General features: G+C 69.6%; 22 protein-coding genes and 4 pseudogenes. 18 read left to right on the top strand and 8 right to left on the bottom strand.

Annotated features, from left to right (window positions below; all coding sequences use genetic code 11):
* From A5706_RS18315 to A5706_RS18275, 9 genes are all read left to right on the top strand, one after another.
* Nucleotides 1-814: FAD-dependent oxidoreductase (locus A5706_RS18315; protein ID WP_197517882.1), on the top strand; the 814-nt coding region annotated here is incomplete at its 5' end.
* Complete coding sequence (locus A5706_RS18310) at nt 811-1,752, top strand: phytoene/squalene synthase family protein (RefSeq protein WP_068133317.1); 942 nt, start codon at nt 811-813, stop codon at nt 1,750-1,752. The genes A5706_RS18315 and A5706_RS18310, both read left to right, overlap by 4 nt.
* Nucleotides 1,749-2,072, top strand: a complete 324-nt coding sequence (locus tag A5706_RS18305) for a lycopene cyclase domain-containing protein (RefSeq protein WP_068133325.1) — start codon at nt 1,749-1,751, stop codon at nt 2,070-2,072. The genes A5706_RS18310 and A5706_RS18305 overlap by 4 nt, the downstream gene beginning before the upstream one ends.
* Entirely contained in the window at nt 2,069-2,380 is a 312-nt protein-coding gene (locus A5706_RS18300) for a lycopene cyclase domain-containing protein (RefSeq protein WP_068133314.1), read from the top strand. Before A5706_RS18305 ends, A5706_RS18300 begins: the two co-directional genes overlap by 4 nt.
* Complete coding sequence (locus A5706_RS18295; RefSeq protein ID WP_068133311.1) at nt 2,367-3,092, top strand: trans-aconitate 2-methyltransferase; 726 nt, start codon at nt 2,367-2,369, stop codon at nt 3,090-3,092. Before A5706_RS18300 ends, A5706_RS18295 begins: the two co-directional genes overlap by 14 nt.
* The gene (locus A5706_RS18290; RefSeq protein WP_068133308.1) at nt 3,089-4,597 is read left to right on the top strand and encodes an FAD-dependent oxidoreductase; all 1,509 of its coding nucleotides are present in this window, start codon (nt 3,089-3,091) and stop codon (nt 4,595-4,597) included. Before A5706_RS18295 ends, A5706_RS18290 begins: the two co-directional genes overlap by 4 nt.
* The gene (locus A5706_RS18285) at nt 4,594-5,586 is read left to right on the top strand and encodes a DUF5914 domain-containing protein (RefSeq protein WP_068133324.1); all 993 of its coding nucleotides are present in this window, start codon (nt 4,594-4,596) and stop codon (nt 5,584-5,586) included. Before A5706_RS18290 ends, A5706_RS18285 begins: the two co-directional genes overlap by 4 nt.
* Nucleotides 5,587-5,633: 47 nt before the next feature.
* Nucleotides 5,634-6,065, top strand: coding sequence for a DUF2784 domain-containing protein (locus A5706_RS18280; protein WP_068133306.1), 432 nt, complete (start codon nt 5,634-5,636; stop codon nt 6,063-6,065).
* Nucleotides 6,066-6,117: 52 nt separating this feature from the next.
* Nucleotides 6,118-6,660 carry a MarR family winged helix-turn-helix transcriptional regulator gene (locus tag A5706_RS18275; RefSeq protein WP_068133303.1) on the top strand — a complete coding sequence of 181 codons (543 nt, stop codon included), beginning with the start codon at nt 6,118-6,120 and terminating at the stop codon, nt 6,658-6,660.
* Here A5706_RS18275 and A5706_RS18270 read toward each other — a convergent pair.
* The 4 genes from A5706_RS18270 to A5706_RS18255 are packed head-to-tail and all read right to left on the bottom strand — an operon-like array spanning nt 6,625 to nt 10,039.
* Nucleotides 6,625-7,887, bottom strand: a complete 1,263-nt coding sequence (locus A5706_RS18270) for a glycosyltransferase (protein ID WP_068133297.1) — start codon at nt 7,885-7,887, stop codon at nt 6,625-6,627. The genes A5706_RS18275 and A5706_RS18270 overlap by 36 nt on opposite strands.
* A 12-nt stretch (nt 7,888-7,899) precedes the next feature.
* Nucleotides 7,900-8,925, bottom strand: coding sequence for a type 2 isopentenyl-diphosphate Delta-isomerase (fni, locus tag A5706_RS18265; protein WP_197517883.1), 1,026 nt, complete (start codon nt 8,923-8,925; stop codon nt 7,900-7,902).
* Nucleotides 8,926-8,942: 17 nt separating this feature from the next.
* Nucleotides 8,943-9,446, bottom strand: coding sequence for a TspO/MBR family protein (locus A5706_RS18260; RefSeq protein ID WP_068133292.1), 504 nt, complete (start codon nt 9,444-9,446; stop codon nt 8,943-8,945).
* Nucleotides 9,447-9,448: 2 nt separating this feature from the next.
* Nucleotides 9,449-10,039 (bottom strand): heme-binding protein, encoded by a 591-nt coding sequence (locus A5706_RS18255; protein ID WP_082964478.1) that lies wholly within the window; start codon nt 10,037-10,039, stop codon nt 9,449-9,451.
* A 190-nt stretch (nt 10,040-10,229) separates the two neighbouring features.
* On the opposite strand from A5706_RS18255, the gene A5706_RS18250 reads away from it, so the two are divergent.
* Nucleotides 10,230-12,473, top strand: a complete 2,244-nt coding sequence (locus A5706_RS18250) for an MMPL family transporter (protein WP_068133286.1) — start codon at nt 10,230-10,232, stop codon at nt 12,471-12,473.
* On the opposite strand, the gene A5706_RS18245 is transcribed toward A5706_RS18250, so the two are convergent.
* Entirely contained in the window at nt 12,424-12,897 is a 474-nt protein-coding gene (locus A5706_RS18245) for a MarR family winged helix-turn-helix transcriptional regulator (RefSeq protein WP_068133282.1), read from the bottom strand. The genes A5706_RS18250 and A5706_RS18245 overlap by 50 nt on opposite strands.
* 95 nt (nt 12,898-12,992) lie before the next feature.
* On the opposite strand from A5706_RS18245, the pseudogene A5706_RS32415 reads away from it, so the two are divergent.
* From A5706_RS32415 to A5706_RS18230, 4 genes and pseudogenes are all read left to right on the top strand, one after another.
* A pseudogene (locus A5706_RS32415) lies at nt 12,993-13,139 on the top strand (MMPL family transporter); the annotation flags it as partial.
* Entirely contained in the window at nt 13,136-13,615 is a 480-nt protein-coding gene (locus A5706_RS18240) for a TspO/MBR family protein (protein WP_068133279.1), read from the top strand. The pseudogene A5706_RS32415 and the gene A5706_RS18240, both read left to right, overlap by 4 nt.
* A gap of 3 nt (nt 13,616-13,618) precedes the next feature.
* Nucleotides 13,619-14,950 carry a deoxyribodipyrimidine photo-lyase gene (locus tag A5706_RS18235; protein ID WP_068133274.1) on the top strand — a complete coding sequence of 444 codons (1,332 nt, stop codon included), beginning with the start codon at nt 13,619-13,621 and terminating at the stop codon, nt 14,948-14,950.
* 82 nt (nt 14,951-15,032) lie between these two features.
* Nucleotides 15,033-15,575, top strand: a complete 543-nt coding sequence (locus tag A5706_RS18230; RefSeq protein WP_068133270.1) for a DUF4333 domain-containing protein — start codon at nt 15,033-15,035, stop codon at nt 15,573-15,575.
* A 6-nt stretch (nt 15,576-15,581) separates the two neighbouring features.
* Here the strand turns inward: A5706_RS18230 and A5706_RS18225 are convergent, their stop codons facing one another.
* Complete coding sequence (locus A5706_RS18225; RefSeq protein WP_068133267.1) at nt 15,582-16,319, bottom strand: acyltransferase; 738 nt, start codon at nt 16,317-16,319, stop codon at nt 15,582-15,584.
* Between the two features lie 107 nt (nt 16,320-16,426).
* On the opposite strand from A5706_RS18225, the gene A5706_RS18220 reads away from it, so the two are divergent.
* Nucleotides 16,427-17,731: a PQQ-binding-like beta-propeller repeat protein gene (locus A5706_RS18220; RefSeq protein ID WP_068133322.1), complete on the top strand. Its 1,305-nt coding sequence runs from the start codon at nt 16,427-16,429 to the stop codon at nt 17,729-17,731.
* Nucleotides 17,728-18,066, top strand: a complete 339-nt coding sequence (locus tag A5706_RS18215; protein WP_068133265.1) for a hypothetical protein — start codon at nt 17,728-17,730, stop codon at nt 18,064-18,066. Before A5706_RS18220 ends, A5706_RS18215 begins: the two co-directional genes overlap by 4 nt.
* Nucleotides 18,067-18,148: 82 nt before the next feature.
* On the opposite strand, the gene A5706_RS18210 is transcribed toward A5706_RS18215, so the two are convergent.
* Entirely contained in the window at nt 18,149-18,832 is a 684-nt protein-coding gene (locus A5706_RS18210; protein WP_068133263.1) for an esterase, read from the bottom strand.
* Between the two features lie 57 nt (nt 18,833-18,889).
* Nucleotides 18,890-19,963: pseudogene (locus tag A5706_RS18205) on the bottom strand (class I SAM-dependent methyltransferase); the annotation flags it as partial.
* On the opposite strand from A5706_RS18205, the pseudogene A5706_RS34385 reads away from it, so the two are divergent.
* A pseudogene (locus tag A5706_RS34385) lies at nt 19,958-20,179 on the top strand (SAM-dependent methyltransferase); the annotation flags it as partial. The pseudogenes A5706_RS18205 and A5706_RS34385 overlap by 6 nt on opposite strands.
* A gap of 39 nt (nt 20,180-20,218) precedes the next feature.
* Nucleotides 20,219-20,483 (top strand): annotated as a pseudogene (locus A5706_RS18195) (class I SAM-dependent methyltransferase); the annotation flags it as partial.

Genomic DNA, 20,483 nt, shown 5'->3' with positions numbered 1-20,483 from the left:
GGCGGCCGCCGCCGACGCCGGGGTGCGGTTCCGCTACGGGTCGACGGTCACCCGGCTGGAGCGCAGCGGGCAGCGGATCACCGCCGTCCACACCGACCGGGATGCGCGCATCGACTGCGACGCGGTGGTACTGACGACCGAGCTGCCCCAGGCCTACCGCCTGCTGGGCCGGCAACCGCGCCGGATCCTTCCGCTGCGCGCTGCGCCCTCGGCGGTGGTGCTGCACCTGGGCTGCCGCGCCGTGCCGTCGCAAAACGCCCACCACAGCATTCTTTTCGGCTCGGCGTGGGAACAGACGTTCACCGACATCATCCGCGACGGCCGCCTGATGGCCGATCCCTCGCTGCTGGTGACCCGCCCGACGGCCGGCGACCCGAGCCTGGCGCCCGCCGGCCGCGATTTGCTCTATGTGCTGGCACCGGCCCCCAACCTGTCGCGCGGTGAGATCGACTGGTCGGCCATCGGCGGCGCCTACGCGGACTCCCTCCTCGACATCGTGCAGGACCGGCTCTTGCCGGGCGTGCGCGACGACGCCCGACTGCTGCACGTCGATACCCCGGCCGACTGGGCCCGCCAGGGCATGGCCGCCGGCACACCGTTCGCGTGGGCCCACACGTTCGCCCAGACCGGGCCCTTCCGGCCGGCCAATACCGTGCGCGGCATCGAGAACGCGGTGCTGGCCGGGTCGTCGACCCTGCCCGGGGTGGGCGTGCCGACCACGCTGATCTCCGGGCGGTTGGCCGCCGACCGCATCACCGGCACGCCAACGCGCACGACGACCCGAACGCTCGACCTGAAAGCGGGATCGCGATGATCCGGACCGAATTGGACGCCGCCGGAATCGACGAAGACGGGCTGCGCGAGGCCTATCGGAGGTGCCGGCGGATCGCCGCCGAGAACGGCCGCACCTACTTCCTCGCCACCCGGCTGCTCGCTCCCGACCAGCGCCCGGCCGTGCACGCTTTGTACGGCTTCGCCCGCCACGCCGACGACATTCTCGACGAGCTCAATCCGGACCTGGACGTCTCCGAGCGGGCGGACCGGCTGCAGCGGCTGTCGGATCGCTTCTTCGACGGGGGCGACCACCACGACGAGCCCATCCTCGCCGCCGTCACCCACACCGCGCGTCGCTACGGGATTCCCGCGGACCTGTTCGCGGACTTTTTGGACTCCATGCGCATGGATCTCACCGTCACCGACTATCGCGACCGGGCGGCGCTCAACCGATACATGCATGGCTCCGCGGAAGTCATTGGCCTGCAGATGCTTCCGGTGCTGGGAACCGTCTGTCCGGACGTCCCCACCGGCGCGGCCGCCCCGTATGCGGCGGCGCTGGGCCGCGCGTTTCAGCTCACCAACTTCCTGCGCGACATCGACGAAGACTTGGCGCGGAACAGGATCTACCTGCCGGCCGACGAACTCGCCGCCTTCGGCGTGGATCGCGAACTGATGATGTGGTGTCACGTGCACCGGCGCACTGATCCCCGCGTCCGGTCCGCCCTGGCGGCTCAGCACCAGATCACCCGCGACATCTACCGTTTCGCCGCCGACGGGATCGCCCTGCTGGCGCCGCGGTCCCGGCCGTGCGTGGCGACCGCGCTGACGCTGTACTCCGAAATCCTGGATCGCATTGAGGCCAGCGATTTCTCGGTGTTCACGCACCGGGCCACCGTCGGCACGGCGCGGCGGCTTCGGGTCGCCGGTGGCGCGCTGGTGCGGTCGTGGCGGGCCAGGATGAGGACCGCGTGGTGAGCGAACGGTGGCAGTACCTGATCGTCCTGGGCCTGTGCCTGGCGATCACCGCGCCGCTCGAGCTGTTCGGCGCCGGTGTCTACCGCCAACCGCGCCGCCTCGCACGCGCGGTCATTCCGGTCGCGGCGGTGTTCCTCGTCTGGGACGCGGTGGCGATCGCCAACGGCGTGTGGACGTACAACTGCGAATACATCACCGGCCTGCACATTCCGTTCGGGGTGCCGATCGAGGAAGTGCTGTTCTTCGTGGTGATTCCGGTGTGCGCCGTGCTGACCTACAACGCGGTGACGACCATCCTCGAAAGGGGCAGGCGCCGATGACCGGGCTCGGCTACACGGTGCCGGCCGTGGCGGCCGTCCTGGTCGTCCTCGCGCTGGAGTTTGCGCTGTTGCGCACCAACCTGTTTCGGCGGCCGGCCTACTGGGTGTCGATGGTGATCGTGCTCGGCTTTCAGGTATTGGTCGACGGCTGGCTGACGAAACGCAGCGCCCCGATCGTGATCTACAACGAGCGGCATACCGTCGGTGTGCGGTTTCCGTTCGACATTCCCGTCGAGGACTTCCTGTTCGGCTTCGCGCTGGTCACCGCGGTGCTGCTGCTGTGGGAGCGACAGCGTGCGCGCCGATAAGGCGGGTCTGCCCCGCAACGAGGTGCCCGGCGCCTTCGACGCCGGCGCCGCGGCGTACGACCGGCTGGTCGGCGCCAACCCGTACTACCACGCGAACCTGGCGCTGTCGGCGCGCCGCATGCGGCTGCCCGGACGCGGCCGGGGCCTACGTCTGCTCGACGCGGGCTGCGGCACCGGCGCGTCGACGGCCGCGCTGCTGGCGGCGGCGCCCGAGGCGGAGATCGTCGCGGTTGACGCCGCGAACGGAATGCTCGACGTGGCACGGGCGAAGGCGTGGCCACCGTCGGTGCGGTTCGTGCACGCCCGCGTCGAAGAATTGGAGGAATGCGGCGTCACCGGACCGTTCGACGGCATCCTGGCCGCCTACCTGCTGCGCAACCTCGCGGATCCGGACGGTCAGCTGCAAGCGTTTCGCGCCCTGCTCGCCCCCGGCGCCACCCTGGCAATGCACGAGTACTCGGTGCGCGATTCGGTCACGGCGAGATTGGTCTGGCACGCGGTGTGTTGGGGCATCATCGTCCCCGCCGGCTGGTGGCATACCCGCGACACCGCGCTCTACCGGCACCTGTGGCGCAGCGTCCTCGCGTTCGACGGCGCGGCGCGGTTGCGGCGCCGGATGCGCGACGCCGGCTTCACCGGCGTGCGCAGCGAGACGATGCCGGGCTGGGAGCACAACGTCGTCCACACGTTTGTCGGGGAGGCGCCGCGATGACCGACCGCCGCCGGCGCGTCCACCCCGCCACACCCGGCCTCGCCGACGCGGGCGCGCTGTCGTCGCGGCCGAGCGCCGTCGTCGTGGGCGGCGGGATCGCCGGCCTGACGGCCGCCACCGCGCTCGCCGAACGCGGCGTCTCCGTGGACGTCGTCGAACGCGAGGACTACCTCGGCGGCCGGGTGGGCGGCTGGACCGAACACCACGACGGCGCCGAGTTCGCGATGAACCGCGGATTCCACGCCTTCTTCCGCCAGTACTACAACCTGCGCGCGCTGCTCCGCCGGGTCGATCCCCGGCTGCGCATGCTCGCCCCCGTCAGCGACTACCCACTGATAGACGGCGCCGGACGGCGCGACACCTTCCGCGGCCTGCCGCGCACCCCGCCGTGGAACGCGCTGGCATTCGCGTTGCGCAGCCCGACATTTTCACTCGGCGACCTGGTGCGCATCAACGGCCGGGCCGCCGCACCGCTGGCGGCGGTGTCGGTGCCCGACATCTACCGGCGGCTCGACCACATCGACGCGGAAACCTTCCTCAAGAGCATCAACTTTCCCGAGTCCGCGCGCCACCTGGCGTTCGAGGTGTTCTCCCGCAGCTTCTTCGCCGAGCCGGCACAATTGTCCGCCGCGGAGCTGGCGACCATGTTCCACATCTATTTCCTCGGTTCCAGCGAGGGCCTGATCTTCGACGTCGCCACCGCGAACTTCCAAGTGAGCCTGTGGAATCCGCTGCGGGACTACCTGCACGAGCGGGGCGTTCGAGTGCACCTCGGCACACAAGCGTCCTGTGTCACGCCCGGAGCGACGAAAGCCTTTGACGTTCATACCGATTCGGGCGCTCGGTACGACGCGGACGCGGTGGTGCTGGCGCTCGACGTGGGTGGCCTGCAGCGTGTGGTGGCGGCGTCTGCCGGCCTCGGCGACGATCCGTGGCGCGCCCGGATACGCCGGTTGCGCACCGCGCCGTCCTTCGTGGTGCACCGGCTATGGCTCGAGAAGGCCGTCGATTCGGACCGGCCCGCTTTCCTCGGCACGGCCGGTCATCCGCCCGTCGACAACATCAGCGTGCTGGAGCGTTACGAACGGGAGGCCGCGGTGTGGGCACGCCAACACCGCGGGTCGGTCGTCGAATTGCATTCGTACGCGGCCAGTTCCCAATCCCCCGATCGGGCCGCGATCGGCCAACTGCACCAGTTGTATCCCGAAACGGCCGGGGCCCGGGTCGCTTACGAAAGCGTGCTGCGCCGCGACGACTGCCCCCTGTTCGCACCGGGAACCTTCCTGCAGCGGCCGACCGTGGCCACTCCGCAGCCCGGGCTGGTGCTGGCCGGCGACGGGATCCGTGTCGACCTGCCGGTCGCGCTGATGGAACGGGCGGCCACCACCGGATGGTCGGCTGCCAACCAGCTGCTGGCATCGTGGGGCATTGCCGGCCACGCGCTGTGCACCGTCCCCACGCGCGGGCGGTCCGCGCTGCTTCGGTCACTGGCGCGGCCGCGATGAGCGTCGGCGACCGCCTGCGTCGGCGCTCGAAAGATTGGCCGGTCGGCGTAATCCCGCGTGTCTCATGGACACAGCAGCGCCCGACCTACCGCGACGCGCAGCCGGGCATCATCAACGCCGCGTTGGAGCGGTCGGGGCGCCGGGCGACCGGAAACTGGTTCGCGTTTGCCGCGAGCCGCGACGTGCGCACTTCTCACGCCCACGGTGCGCGGGTCGCCGGCATCGACCTGGTGGCCTGGCGCGACGACCACGGCCGGCTGCGAGTCGGTCCGGCCACCTGCCCGCACCTGGGCGCCGACCTGGCCACCGGCCTGGTGCGCAAGGGCGTCCTGTACTGCCGATGGCACGGGCTGGCGCTCGACGGCAAAACGTGCGAATTGCGTTGGCAGCCGTTTCCCAGCCACGACGACGGTGTGCTGGCGTGGGTGCGCCTCGATTCGGTTGGTGCAGAGGCCCCGACGGATCGGCCGGTCGTCGTACCGAGGCCGTCCGTTGACACCCTGACGGCGGTCACTCGCGTGGTCGGTCGCTGCGAACCGTCCGACGTCGTCGCCAACCGGCTCGACCCCTGGCACGGCGCGTGGTTCCACCCCTACTCGTTCACCCGGCTGGAGGTGCTCACCACCCCCACCGAGGAAGACGACCGCTTCCTGGTCTCGGTCACCTTCCGGATGGGTCGCCTCGGCGTGCCCGTCATCGCCGAATTCACCACGCCCGACGCGCGCACGGTCGTCATGCGCATCGTCGAGGGCGAGGGGACGGGAAGCGTCGTCGAAACCCACGCAACACCAATGGGTTTGGGACACGACGGCTCGCCGCGCGTTGCCGTCCTGGAGGCCACCGTCGCGACATCGCAACGCCCGGGTTTCAAGACGGCGCGCCGGGCGGCCCCATTGATCACACCGCTGATGCGCTATGCCTCCAACCGGCTGTGGCGCGACGACCTGGCCTACGCCGAACGCCGGTATCGACTTCGCACGGGTGGCTAGCATGGACCTACCTCAGCACGGGCCGCCAGCGGAAGTCCGAACCGACGATGACGAAAGCGCATTTCGCCTGCTTTAAGTACCTCGTGGTGGTCAGCGTGGGCGCGCACTTCGCCTACCTCTGCTACGTGCCGTGCGGCGGTTTCCTCGCGCTGCGGTGGCCCCGCACCATCTGGCTGCACCTGGCGAGCGTGTGCTGGGGCCTGGCGGTCGTGGCGCTGCCCGTGCCGTGTCCGCTGACCTCCCTGGAAGATTGGGCGCGATTACGAGCCGGCATGACACCACTGCCCAGCACCGGGTTCGTCGACCACTACGTCGCGGGTGTGGTCTACCCGGCCGGCCGAACCGGTACTGTGCAGACCGTCGCCTTTCTCGCCGCCGTGACGTCATGGATCGCCCTGGCGAAAAAGCGCCGGAACTCGAGAAGTGGTCGTGCGACGGCTCCGGTAGGTTCGTTCCCGGCGCGCAGCACGTCGCGCTAGGTCCCCGAGAGGGGCACGGATACGCTGGTGGTCTGATGAAGGATGCGGGTAGGTGAGCAAGCGCCGTGCGCAAGATCCGCCGCCCGGCCGGGCTGAGCTGGAAAGGCAGTTGTCGGCCGACATGCGAGCGATCACGGCGCAATCCGATCGAATCGGCCGCCACTTCGCGCGCACGAACGAGGTCGGCAGCAGCGATTTTCACGCGCTCCTGCACATCATGGTCAGCGAGACCGCGGGAAAACCGTTGACCCTGGCCGAATTGCGGCAGCGCATGGACGTCTCCCCGGCGGCGATCACCTATCTCGTCGATCGGATGATCGAAGCGGGCCACATTCGGCGCGAGGCGGACCCCGAGGACCGACGAAAGTGGTTGCTGCGCTATGAGGAAAGCGGCATGACGCTGGCGCATGCTTTCTTCCGGCCGCTCGGTCTTCACCTCAGCGAGGCCATGGCGGACTTGAGCGACAAGGATTTGATCGCCGCTCATCGGGTTTTCACGGCGATGATCGGGGCGATGTCGACGTTCGAGGGCGAGCTGTCCGACCGGCCGGCCAGGCCGTCAGCGCCCGCCCGGCGGCAAAAGGCCGCGCCGTAGCACCCCGTGCAGTAGGCGCTGCTCGATGAGGTCCGCACCACGGGCCACGCCGCCGGTCGCGGCGAATCCGGCGGCCACCTTGCGGGCGCCCGCCGCCATCGCCGTCGCCTCGCGCACGGCGAGGCGCAGGCGTGCCGCGGTGAGCCTCTTGGCCGGCAGCCGCGTCCCGCAGCGGGCCACCTGTACGCGGCGCGCCACTTCGGCCTGATCGCGGGCGAAGGGCACCGCGCAGACCGGGACACCCCGGGCCAGGGCCTTCACCGTGGTGCCCATCCCGCCGTGGGTGACGGCGCAGACCGCACGGTCGAGGACCGCGCCGTGCGGCGCAAAGCGGCACACCGTGGCGTTGGAGGTGTGCGGGAGCCCGTCGGGCACACCGGCGGGGAACGTCGCGACGACGTGGACCGGTTCAGCGGCCAACGCCTGCAGGGCGATTCGGCCGAGTTTGGCGTCGGCCTGCGCGATCGAGGAAGTGCTGACCAAAACGATGGGGCGGTCGATGCCGGTGATCCACTCCGGCGCGGCGGCGGGGGCGGGCTCGAACTCACACGCACCGATGAAGTGCACGTGGCCCCAATCGGGATGCGGATACTCGAACGGCTCGCCGCCGACCGCCAACATCAGCGGCGCGCGGCGCATCAGCCCATCCACCGACGTCACCCGCGGCAAGCCGAGTTCCGCGCGGACGGCGTTGACCCGGGGCACGATCCGGCGGTCGAACAGGTGGCGCACAAATGGGCGCATGGACGCGTCTCGGATCATCCCGACCGGTCCGGGCAGCGGCCGCAAGCCGGGTCCGAAAGGCGGCGCCGAGCGGGACCTCAGGTAGGGCGTGAACGGCGAAAACACCAGCCACGGAACGCCGCTCGCCTCGGCCATCGCCATCGCTCCCCAGCAGTTCGCGTCGACCAACACCGCGTCGGGACGGAGCCGCGCCAGCGCGCGACGCAGATCGTCGACCTCGATCACCGCGCGTCGGCACAGCACGTCGATCGTCTCCTTGAGGACCCCTAACGCGTTGGGCGCCAGCCAATCCCGGCCGGCGATGGCCTCGATTCGCGGGTCAACGGCCTCGGCGTTGATGCCGGCCGCGCGCAGCGCGGAAACCCCGCGGGCCAGGGTCAGCAGGTGAGCTCGATGGCCCCGCCCGCCCAGTTCGGTCAGCAGGGCGGCCATGGGGTAGGCATGACCGAGCGCAGGCGATCCGTACGCCAGTATCACCGCCATCCGCCGTCGCCGCTACGAAAGAGGCGTCAGGCCAACGTCTCGCAGCGCTTTCACCTCCGCCGCGCCGCACCCGTGCAGGCAGATGCGGAACTCGTCGATGAATCGCTGCAGCCAGGCGGTCGCCGCGGCCGCCGACTCGATCGCCGCGGATAAGAGCGGCCGGGCGACGGCCACCACATCGGCGCCCAGCGCCAGCGCCTTGGCCGCGTCCATGCCGGTCCGGATTCCGCCCGAGGCGACCAGCGGGACGTCGGGCAGCGCCGCGCGCACCTCCCCGATGGCCTGCGCGGTGGGTATGCCCCAGTCCGCCAGGTCGGGGTAGCGCACTTCGCCGTAGCGGACCAATTGCTCGACGCGCGACCAGGAGGTTCCTCCTGCGCCGGCCACATCGATGGCCGCCACCGGTAGCTCCCCGGACGAGCGCAGCAGTTGGCCGATCGCGGCGCCGCCAATCCCGTGACCGACCTCCTTCAACAGCACCGGGTAGCCCAGCATGCCGGCCACGTCGTGCAGCCGGTCCAGCGACCCGGCGAAGTCCGTGTCGCCACCGCGCTGGATGGCCTCCTGTAGCGGATTGGTATGCACCGCAAGCGCATTCGCGCCCACCCGGTCGAGGGCTCGAACGATGTCCGGCACCGCGTCCTTGGTGAACTGGGAAAGGCCGATGTTGCCCAGCAACAGCACGTCCGGCGCCGCGTCGCGCACGGCGAAGCTGGAGGCGGCGCGCTCCCCCAGCGCGCTGTCCAGCATCACCCGCTGCGAGCCCAGCATCATTCCGATGCCGAGCCGTTGCGCGGCCGTGGCCAGGTTGCGGTTGATGGTGCCCGACAGTTTCGCCCCCCCGGTCATGGCGCCGATCAGAATCGGCGCCCGCAGCCGCGCGCCGAGAAATTCCGTGCGCAGGTCGATGTCGTCAAGGTTGGTCTGGGTCAGGGCGTTGTAGGGCAGGGCGTAGCGTTCCAGGCCGGTCGTCAGGCCGTGATAGCCGACGTCCCCGTCGAGGCACACGTCGATGTGACGGCGCTTGCGGGTGGTCATCTCGCCGCGGTCGGTTGTCACGGCGCGTCGATCCTGCGGCGGCGGTTCAGCAGCCAGATGTGGGCGGACAGGGCGAAGGCGAACGCGCACCAGGCGGGGTACGCCGAGAGCCACACTGCGCGCCTCCCGCGCACGGCGATGGCGCGCCGGGTGAGGTCGGCGCTGCTCGCGGTCAGCGCGGCGTTCACCGCGACCGCCGCCCCGAGGTGGCGTCGATTGAAGAACACCCACGACCAGCCGGCGTTCAGCAGGAGGTTGATCACCAGAGCACCGAGGTAGGAGCGGGCCGCCGGCGCGTTCCCGCCGTCGCGCAGCCGGTCGAGGGTGACCGCGGACACCGCCGCGATGTCGGCGTACAACGCCGGCCAGATGACGGGAAACACCGACCGCGGCGGCTGATAGGTGGGTTTGCGCAGTTGGCGGTACCACCCCGACTGGGCCGCCGAGCGGGTCGCCAGGCCACCCACCGTCGCCGTCGCGATCACCGCCGCGGCGGAGGCAAAAAGTGTCGATGGGCGCATGGTCAGGCCGTCGGCTCCACCGGCACGGCAATCTCGTTGCGGCGCAGCGCCGGAACGGTCCACGGCGGATCGTAGAACCAGGCGGTCGGCGTGTCGACGGCCTCGAATCCGGTCTCGCGCAGCGCCGTCAGCAATCTGGCGGTGTGCGCAGCGATGGCACGGCGGCTGCGGCTGCCCGTGAAGCGGTGCACCGCAACCGTCTCCGGCGGCACGGCCGCCAACCTGACTTCTCCGTCGTCGGGCTCGGGCAGTGAGTCCAGCGTCTTTTCGGCAGGCATGAAAAATCGGATCACCCATCGGCGCTCGCCCGCCGCCTCCTGGGCCACCGGGGCGGTCATCGCGATCTTCTCGTGGACGCGGTTGCCACCGAATATGTAACCGGCTAGTCGGCGAAACCCGGCATAGCGGGCGGCCTCTTCGTCCGCGACGACGGTCGTCTCCGCGGCGATCCGAGCACCGTAGTGCCGGAGCTCGACATCCCGGGTCAGCTGCTCCGCGGTGTAGTCCGGCTCCTTGGTGCCGTGGCGGTAGCCGACCACCGACCCCGCCGCATCGATCACCCCGCCGATCATGGCTCCCATCGACCCGATCACACTGCTCACCTCGTTCCTTGCTTATCGGGTGGTACCCAGGCCCGCGCCGGTCAATCCGCCATCCCCGGCCGCCAGCCTAGTGCAACTTCCGAATTTATTTAAGTACTTGAATGGTTAAGAATCTTAACGTAATCTCGAGCAGGGAGCGCCGGCCCAAGCCATTCAGCGCGGATCACCACGAGGGCGGTACATGCTAACGCGAATCGCCCGACTCGCCGTCGCCGCGCCAAGACGGATCATCGGCATCACCGTCGTATTCGTCATTGCCGCAGCGGTTTTCGGCATACCGGCCGCATCCAGGCTGTCCGCCGGAGGATTTCTCGACCCGGCATCCGAATCGGCCCGCGCGGCCGCGACGCTGGCCGAGAAGTTCAACCAGGGCGGCATGGATTTGGTTCTGCTCGTCAGTTCTCCCGACGGGGCCAGAGACGGGGCCGCACAGGCCGTGGGCACCGACATTGTCCAGCAGCTTTCCCAATCGCCCTTCGTCGCACAGGTGACCTCACCCTGGGCCGCGCAAGCCAACCCGGGCGTGTTCAGCGCCGACGGAAAGACGGCGCTGATCCTGGCGGCACTCAAGGGCGACGAAAACAGCGCACCCGACCGTGCCCGGACGCTGGCGGAGCGTTTCATGGGCGAGCATCAGGGCGTCACGGTGCGAGCGGGAGGGTCGGCGCTGGTCTACCAACAAGTCAACCAGCAGACCGAAAAAGACCTGCTGCGGATGGAAATGATCGCGATACCGCTCAGCTTCGTCGCGCTGGTGTGGGTCTTCGGCGGAATACTCGCGGCGGCACTGCCCGTGGCGGTGGGCGGAGTCGCGATCCTCGGTTCGCTCGCCGTGTTGCGCGCGATCGCACTGGTCACCAACGTATCGATCTTCGCTCTCAACGTGACGGCGGCGTTGGGATTCGCCCTGGCCGTCGACTACACGTTGCTGATCATCAGCCGGTACCGGGACGAACTGGCGCAGGGGGCCGACCACGACGAGGCGCTGGTGAGGACCGTGACGACCGCCGGCCGCACCGTGCTGTTCTCGGCGATCACGGTGGCCCTGGCATTGGCCGCAACCGCGCTGTTCCCGATGTACTTCCTCAAGTCCTTCGCCTACGCCGGCACCGCGGTGGTGGCGTTCGCCGCCTTGGCGGCGACGATCCTGGCGCCGGCGACGATCGCGTTGCTCGGCGACCGTCTCGACGCGCTCAACATGTGGACGCTGGGCCGACGGCTCCTCCGGCGCCCCGCACCCCCGCCGCGGACCTTGGAACACAGCTCCTGGTATCGGATTGCCAAAGCGGTGATGCGGCAAGCGATCCCGGTCGGTCTGGCGATCAGCGCCGTACTGCTCGCCCTCGGCGCACCGTTCCTGGGCGTCAGGTGGGGCTATCCCGACGATAGGGTACTGCCGACGTCCTCGTCGGCGCGGGCCGTGAGCGACCGAATCCGCAGCGACTTCCGCACCGGTAATGAGATCAAGGTCGTCCTGCCCGACGCAGCGGGCCTCACCACCGGCGACCTGGACGACTACGCCATGCGGTTGTCCCTCGTTGCGGATGTCGCGGCGGTATCGGCGCCGACCGGCACCTTCGTCGCCGGGAAGCCGAGCGGCCCGCCGACGGCCCCAAGCGGAATGGCAACCGGCAGCGCCTATCTGACCATCGACAGCGCCGCGCCCCTTTACACCCGGGCGGCCGAGGCGCAATTGGACCGGCTGCACGCGATCGAACCGCCGCGAAACCAACCGGCGCAGTTCACCGGGATGGCACAAACGAATCGTGATTGCGTGCACGGCATTACCAGCCGCTTGCCGTTGGTGTTCGGGTTCATCGCCGTCGTGACGCTGGTGCTGCTCTTCCTCCTCACCGGCAGCGTGCTGCTGCCGATCAAGGCGGTACTGCTCAACATGCTCTCGCTCACCGCCGCGTTCGGCGCCCTGGTGTGGATCTTTCAAGACGGGCACCTTGGCGCGGCCGGCACCACACCGACCGGCACGCTGGTGGCGAACGTCCCGGTGCTGATGTTCTGCATCGCGTTCGGATTGTCCATGGATTACGAGGTCTTCCTGCTTTCCCGGATCCGCGAGTATTGGCTGGAATCACCCCGAACGCCCTTGGACAACGACGAAAGCATCGCGCTGGGCCTGGCGCGCACCGGCAGGGTGATCACTGCCGCGGCGCTGCTGATGTCGATCTCGTTCGCGGCCCTGACTTCTGCCGGGGTGTCGTTCATGCGCATGTTCGGACTGGGCCTGACCATCGCGGTCCTGGTCGACGCGACGCTGGTGCGGATGCTGCTGGTGCCGGCCTTCATGCACGTGCTCGGCGGCCGGAACTGGTGGGCGCCCGGCTCGCTGGCGCGATGGCACCGTCGAACATTCAGGGAGGTCAACTCAATTCGCTCTGAAAGTGGCGCATTGCGGCAATCAGCGCAGTGAAGACCCGGTGGGCCGCGGCCAAATCCTCGTCGGGCAGGTCGTTGAGCGCGGCTCGGGTGTGCAGTCCCAGTGGGGTGAAGAACGAGCGGGCGGTGTCCAGCCCGGGATCCGAGTAGCGCAGAATGACCTTTCGGCGGTCGTCTGCGTGGGTGTCGCGGCGAATGTGCCCGGAATTGATCATCCGCTCTACCAGGTAGGTGATCGCCGCCGCCGACAGGCCCATCTTCTGACGTAACTCCCCCGAGGTCAGGGGGGCTCCCGCCGTTTCGGCCACCAGAATATGCAGCAAGGCGCGAAAATCACTGGGGCCCAACTGGTGCGCCGCGGCGAAGACGCGACCCATCTGGTCGGATTCGGCGGTCAGGGCACGCGCGTCGGCCGCGATCAGCGCCTCGAGCCGAACACGGTCGGTGGTGGCTTCCATCAGAATCGCAGCATACCGCGCCAAGCCGTGATTGTTAACTTGATTAATGGTTAAATCACTGAAATACTTGTAGCGTGAATTGGGACGATCCGCCGACGCAGCTGGGCATCATCGTCGGCCTCGGCATCCTGCTCGACGCCTTCGTCGTGCGCACCCTGGTCATCCCCGCGCTGTTCACCCTTATCGGCGACCGCATCTGGTGGCCCACCGATCCCACCCAACCGAAAGGAAGCAGAGCGTGAAACCGTCGATCGTGGCCGCGACCGCCCTCGCCGTCGCCGTTGCCGCCGGAACCGGAAGCATCGCCAGCCCAAACCGCGTGCCCGCCTGGTACTCCCGGCTTCGCAAGCCGCCCTATCAGCCGCCCGGCGTCGCCTTCCCCGTCGTCTGGACCGGACTCTACACCGATATCGCGGCGACGTCCGCGGTGGTCATCGACCGGTTGCGCGCGGCCGGGCGGCACGACGAGGCGCGCCGCTACGCCGCGGCGCTAGGCCTGAACCTGTCGCTGAACGCCGGATGGAGCTGGCTGTTCTTCCGCTATCACAAGCTCGGCGCCTCCGCGCTCGGCGCCGCGGCGCTGGCAGTCAGCAGCGCCGACCTCGCGCGCCGGGCCGCGCAGGCGGACGGCAAGGCAGGAGCAGCGCTGGCCCCCTACCCGCTGTGGTGCGCCTTCGCCACCGCCCTGTCCACGCACATCTGGCGGCTCAACCGCTGAATCATGCCGACGCTGTTATGGTTTCGTCGCGACCTGAGATTGCGCGATCACCCCGCACTGGCCGCCGCCGCCCAGCACGGCGAGGAAGTGCTCGCCTGCTTCGTCCTCGATCCGAGGCTGGAGGCCTCGTCGGGGCGGCGCCGGCTGCAATTCCTGGGTGACTCGCTGCGCCGCCTGCGCGACGACCTCGACGGTCGGCTGCTGGTGACCCGCGGACGCCCCGAGACGTCAATCCCCCGCATCGCCAAGGAAATCGGCGCCTCCGCGGTGCACATCTCGGAGGATTTCGCGCCCTATGGAAGACGCCGTGACCAACGTGTCGGCGCCGCACTGGATTCCGTGCCGTTGGTGGCGACGGGCTCGCCGTACCTGGTTTCACCCGGCCGCGTCACCAAGCAGGACGGCTCCCCCTATCAAGTGTTCACACCGTTTCTGCGCCAGTGGCGCGACGTCGGCTGGCGGGCGCCGGCGAAGTCGAGCGCCGCCTCCGCGCGCTGGCTCGATCCGGGGCGGCTGGGGATCCAGCAGTGCGAGATCCCCGACCCGGGCGCCGCGCTCGACGTAGCGGCGGGTGAGGCGTCGGCGCGCCGGCTCTGGAAGTCGTTCGTGGACAACGGGTTACAGCGCTACGGGCAGGACCGCGATCGGCCGGACCGGGCAGGCACCAGCCGGATGTCGGCGTACCTGAAATTCGGCTCCATCCATCCCCGCACCATGGTCGCCGACCTCGACCTGCGTGGCGCCGGCGCGCAGGCCTTCCTGCGGGAGTTGGCATTTCGCGACTTCTACGCCGACGTGCTGCACCACCGGCCGGCCAGCGCGTGGCGCAACTGGAACGCGCGGTTCGACAACATCCCCACCGACGCCGGGCCCGACGCCAAGCGCCGCTTCGAGGCCTGGAAGGCCGGCCAAACCGGGTTCCCCATCGTCGACGCCGGGATGCGTCAGCTTCGCGAGTCCGGCTTCATGCACAACCGGGTGCGGATGATCACCGCGTCGTTTCTGGTCAAGGACCTTCATCTGCCGTGGCAGTGGGGCGCCGAATGGTTCCTGGATCAGCTCGTCGACGGCGACATGGCCAACAACCAGCACGGCTGGCAGTGGTGCGCCGGATCCGGCACCGACGCGGCGCCGTACTTCCGGGTCTTCAACCCGACCGCGCAGGGCGAGAAGTTCGATCCGTCCGGCGACTACATCCGGCGCTGGGTTCCCGAATTGCGCGGAGCCGACGACCCGCACCTGAGGAAAGGCGAACGGCCGCAGGCATACCCGGCACCGATCGTCGACCACGGAGCCGAACGCGCCGAAGCCTTGCGCCGCTATCACAGCATCTGAGCGATTCCATGGACCCGCAGCTGGTTGGCATGCAATTATCAGCCGACTCACAGTTCTCGTCGATTTCGCCCCGGGAGGCGCCATGGCTCGCTCGTTCGTTCGGACGTTGTTGGTGGCGGGCGCGGCCGCCGGGATCATGGCCGGCGCCGGCGCCTGTTCGTGTTCGGTGTCTTCGAAACACGCGGTGAGCAAGGGCGACGTCGCCAACCAGATCACCGCCAAGCTGACCGACGCGGCCGGCAACAAGCCCGAATCGGTCGACTGCCCGAACGACCTGCCGGCCGCGGTCGGCGCGCAGCTGAACTGCACGATGAAGGTCAAAGACCAGACCTTCAACGTCAACGTCACCGTGACCAGCGTCAACGGCAACGACGTCAAGTTCGACATGGTCGAGACGGTCGACAAGAACCAGGTCGCGAAAATCCTCAGCAACAAGCTGACCCAGCAAGTCGGCCGCAAGCCCGACTCCGTGACGTGCCCGGACAACCTGAAGGGCGTCGAGGGCGCGACGCTGCGCTGCGAACTCACCGACGGCGGACAGAAGTACGGCATTGCCGTCACCGTCACCGGCGTCGACGCGGGCGACGTCAGCTTCGACTACAAGGTCGACGATCACCCCGAATAAAGCGGGCTAGCGCGCCGCCTTCTTGCGTTCGATATCGGCCAGCGCGGCCGCCAGTTCGGCGCGCTGTGCGGCCGAGCTCTCCCAGGACAGCTGGCGGTTCTTGACCACCTTGGCCGGTGCACCGACCGCGATTGAGTAGTCGGGGATGACGCCGCGCACCACCGCGTGCGACCCCAGCACGCAGCCGCGCCCGATGGAGGTGCCACGCAGCACGGTCACCTTGACCCCGACCCAGGTGTCCGGCCCGATCCGGACCGGAGACTTGACGATGCCCTGGTCCTTGATCGGCATGTTGATGTCGTCCATCCGGTGGTCGAAATCGCAGACGTAGCACCAGTCGGCCATCAACACCGAATCGCCGAGCTCGATGTCGAGGTAGGTGTTGATGACGTTGTCGCGGCCGAGCACCACCTTGTCGCCGAACCGCAGCGAGCCCTCGTGCGCGCGGATGGTGTTCTTGTCACCGATGTGCACCCACCGGCCGATCTCCATCTCCGAGAGTTCCGGTGTCGCGTGGATCTCCACGCCCTTGCCCAAAAACACCATCCCGCGGGTGATGATGTGCGGGTTGGCCAGCTTGAATTTCAGCAGCCGCCAGTAGCGCACCAGGTACCACGGGGTGTAGGCCCGGTTGGCCAGCACCCACTTCAGCGAGGCCAGCGTGAGGAACTTGGCCTGGCGGGGGTCGCGCAGGTTCGATCCACGCCAGCGGCGGTGAAGCGGAGCATTCCACATGCTCGTCATGGCCGGAAAGCCTATCGGAGCCGTCAGGGGTTACCCTCACCTGTACTCGCCCGCTGCCCCCGCAACGTAGAAGGACTTGGAAACCCGAGGTGCTTGCCCGACATCTCCTGCGTGGGCTTCGGCGTGGCTCGTGTGCCGCCTTGGCGGCGGGGCTCGCGGTCGGGCTCGGCGGCTGCGGCAACACCGACTCGTGGGTGGAGGCCTCCCCCGCGCAGGGCTGGCCGGCGCAATACGGCGACGCCGCCAACAGCAGCTACACTGCGACCGGCGGCGCCGCCAAGCTGTCGCTGCAGTGGATCCGGTCGGTCAAGGGCAGCCTCGGGTCGGGGGCGGCGATGAGCGCTCGCGGCTATCTCGCGCTGAACGCGCAGACCCCGGCCGGCTGTTCGCTGATGGAGTGGGAGGCCGACGACAACGGCCGCCAACGCTGGTGTGTGCGGCTGGTCCAGGGCGGCGGCTTCGCCGGCCCGCTGTTCGACGGCTTCGACAACCTGTACGTCGGCCAGCCGGGCACCTTCTTCTCGTTTCCGGTGACCCAGTGGACGCGGTGGCGCCAGCCGGTGATCGGAATGCCCACCACCCCAAGGTTTTTGGAGCACGGCCAACTGCTCGTCACCACGCACCTGGGACAGGTGCTGGTTTTCGACTCGCACCGCGGCGAGGTGGTCGGCAGCCCGCTCGATCTGGTGGAGGGCGTCGACCCCACCGACGCGACGCGCGGGTTGGCCGACTGCGCGCCCGCCCGGCCGGGCTGCCCGGTCGCGGCGGCACCGGCCTACTCACCGGTCAACGGGACCGCGGTGCTGGGCGTCTGGCAGCCCGGCACCCCGGCCGCCGGGCTGGTCGGGCTGAAGTACCACCCGGGCCAGACGCCGTTGATCACCCGGGACTGGACCAGCGATGCCGTCGGCGCCGGTGTCATCGCCAGCCCGGTGCTGTCCGCCGACGGCTCGACCGTCTACGTCAACGGCCGCGACCAACGGCTGTGGGCCCTGCACGCCGCCGACGGTAAACCGAAATGGTCTGCGCCACTTGGCTTTCTGGCGCAGACGCCGCCCGCGGTCACCCCGCAGGGGCTGATCGTGTCGGGCGGCGGCCCCAACACGCGGCTGGCGGCGTTCAAGGACGCCGGGGATCACGCCGACCCGGCGTGGCGCCGCGACGACGCGACGCCGCTGTCGTCGTCGAGCCTGGCCGGCGGCGGCGCCGGATACGTGGTCGTTGGCGGTCCACCGGCGGACGGCGCACCCGGGATGTCGGTGCTGGTGTTCGACCCGGGCAACGGGCGCACGCTGGGCAGCTATCCGCTTCCGGCGGCCAGCGGGTATCCCGTCGGGGTGTCGGTGGGCAACGATCGCCGGGTGGTGGCCGCCACCAGCGACGGTCAGGTCTATGGATTCGGGCCGGCATGAGCGCGCGCAGCCGCCCCGCGGACGTCGTCGCGACCGTCGTCCTGCTCATCGTCCACGGATTCCTGCTGGCGGCGACGTATGTGCTGCTGGGCCTGTTCGTAATGGGCACCGACCCGTGCGGCGCCGTCAAGTGCGGCGACCCCGCCTGGCTCGACCGCGCCATGATGCTGGGGGTCTGGGGCGGCGCCGCCGTCCTGGTCGCCGACGTCGCCGTCGCGGTGGCCCTGCTCATCCGGCGCCGAACGGCGTTTTTCGTCCCGGTCGTCGGTTGTGTGGCGCAGGTCGGGCTGGCGATCGGCGCGGCGGCGATCGAAACGCTGGCCGGGCCCGTCTGAGCCGGCTACGCGTTTGAACGTGAATTCGCGGCTTTTGGTGTGCGGCTTGGGCGGAGCTCGTCGGCGTGTCGCCGCCCACGACTCACACGGCGAGCGGCGGGATGGCGCTGCGGGGCACCTCCGCCTGGGTCGGGCCGCCGAACGCCGGCAGCATCTCGCCGGGCGCGAAGTAGAAGATCAGCTGGTCGTCGGTGATGGCGAAGTTCTGATAGTGCGAGGGGTCGTGCCCGGTCGACGGCAATATCACTGCCCCCAGCGGGTTTTGCCGGTTCAGGTCACGCTGGACGATGGGAAAGATGCTGTCCAACGGCGCGGTGCCGGGCGCGAACAGGTTGTCGAAGGTGATCGGCTGCTTGGTCCCGAGGTTGTAGTTGAACGCCTTGTACCAGGTTGTCGGCCGGGAACCGCCCAGGTCCTGGAAGAACTTCAGCACGACGCTGCGGGTGTTGTGCGGCGGCTGTCCGGCGGTGTGTTGCTCGGTGGTGGCCTCCATTTGGTACGGCTGGTCGCGCGTCCCGGATCCCTGCGCGACGTTGACGAACCCGTCGCGGTTCTGCGCGATGTAGTCGACGAGCGCCTGTTCGTCGGGGTAGTCGGCGGGGAACGTCAGGTTCAGCATGTAGGTGGGGCCGGTGGCGTGCACCTGACACATCTGGCCGGCCTCGACGGTGCCGCCCAGGCTGGCGCAGGACGCCGGCTCCGCGCCCGCCGGCCAGCCCGGTAGGACCGCGGCAGCCAGCACCGCGGCCGCTATCAGGTAACGCATCGTGAATTGTCCTCGCGGATTTAGGGCGGGGCGCCTACCAGGTGTGACGCCGCCAGCCTACCGGGACGCCCGGCAGACAAAGGCCGTCGCACGGCCGGCGGCCCCGGCGCCGATGCGGGTGATGACCACCGAGAGCGGCCGGTCTCCGCGCGGACGCAGCCGGCGCCGCAGCGCGTCGGGGTCGACGCGCACCCCGCGGACCAGGATCTCGAGCGCCCCGCAGCCCAGCGCCGCCAGGGCCTGCCGCAGCCGGCGCTCGTCGAACGCCAGCTGCTCGAGCACCTCGAAACCCCGGACCCCCGGCGGCAGGCGATCCCCGGACAGGTACGCGATGTCGGGGTCGAGTTGCCAGAGCCCGTGCCGGGCGGCGTAGTGGCGCACCAGACCGGCCCGCACGACGGCTCCGTCGGGGTCGACGATCCACCGCCCGGGCGGGCCCACCGGGCAGTCGTCCGGTTCGATGTCGGTGAGCTGTTCCCCGCGATCCAGGACGCTCGCCCGCCGGCGCACTCCCGCCCGCGACAGCCCGGCCGACCACAGGCATGCTTCCCGCACCGACCCCTGATACGACGTCACCTCGATTTCGCCGTCGAAACCGAGACGGCGCAGCTCGTCGAAATCTATTCCGGGGGCACACTTTACGACGAGGTCACGGTCGCGGTACGTCTCCAGCACCCGGCCCAGGGCGGGCGCGTAATCGTCGACGCGCGTCCGCCGCCGTCCCCCGAGGCGGCGCGCCGGGTCGACCAGCAGCACCGCGTCGCGGGTCACCGGTTGCAGCGCGTCGGCGCGGCACAGGCCGGTCGCCGCGCCCAGATTGTGACGCGCCATCGCGAGGCGCACCGCGTCGATGTCGCTGCCCACCGCCCGCACGCCCGCGGCGCGCAGCGCGGCCAGCTCGGTGCCGATCGAACAGGTCGCGTCGTGCACCGCCACGCCCGCCCGGGCCAGCCGCGACGCCCGGTGCAACGCAACCGGCGCGGCGGTGGCCTGCTGCAGCGCCTCGTCGGTGAACAGCCAGCCGGAGACCTCCAGCTGCCCGAGTTTGTCGGCGGCGCGGCGGCGCAGCAGCGTCGTCTCGACCAGCACCGGCGCCCGGTCGCCGAACCGGGCGCGCACGGCGGCGATGTCCGGACCGCCACCGTCGAGTTCACCGCCGCGATGCTCGGCTGGCCGCTTCGCACGTTCGAGTGCGCGGTACCGCCGGGGCGGCTCGGCTGGGGCTGGGCGAAATTCGCCTTCAACGGCTGGAAGACGCTGAGCTGGGTGGACGCCAACGTGTGGCGGCACGTGGTGCCGAAGGGCTGGTTCTACAACGTGATGGTGACCGGGGTCAAACCCTCCTGAGTGGGCTCCGCCCGGCGATGATGCGGGCCGCGTAGCGGCGTGAGGAGGAGTCGGGCAATCAGAATCAGCACCGACGACGTCAGCTACCTACGCTCGGAACCGGGTACCGCGGCGCTGGACGCCGTCGCCGAATTCGAGCTGACCGACGTGACGCGGGTCGCGGACATCGCCGCCGTGCGCGCCCGGTTCGGCGACCGGGCGCCGGTGCTGGTCGAGACGACGCTGCTGCGCCGCCGCGCCGCCGACAAACTCGGGCAGCTGGAGGTCTCCGGCTGGCTGTTCACCGACGAGGCGCTGCAGCAGG

This window comes from Mycobacterium sp. E796 (assembly GCF_001672815.1).
Classification (GTDB): domain Bacteria; phylum Actinomycetota; class Actinomycetes; order Mycobacteriales; family Mycobacteriaceae; genus Mycobacterium.
Note: the sequence above shows the minus strand (reverse complement) of the source record. Positions and strands in the feature narration are given on the sequence as shown.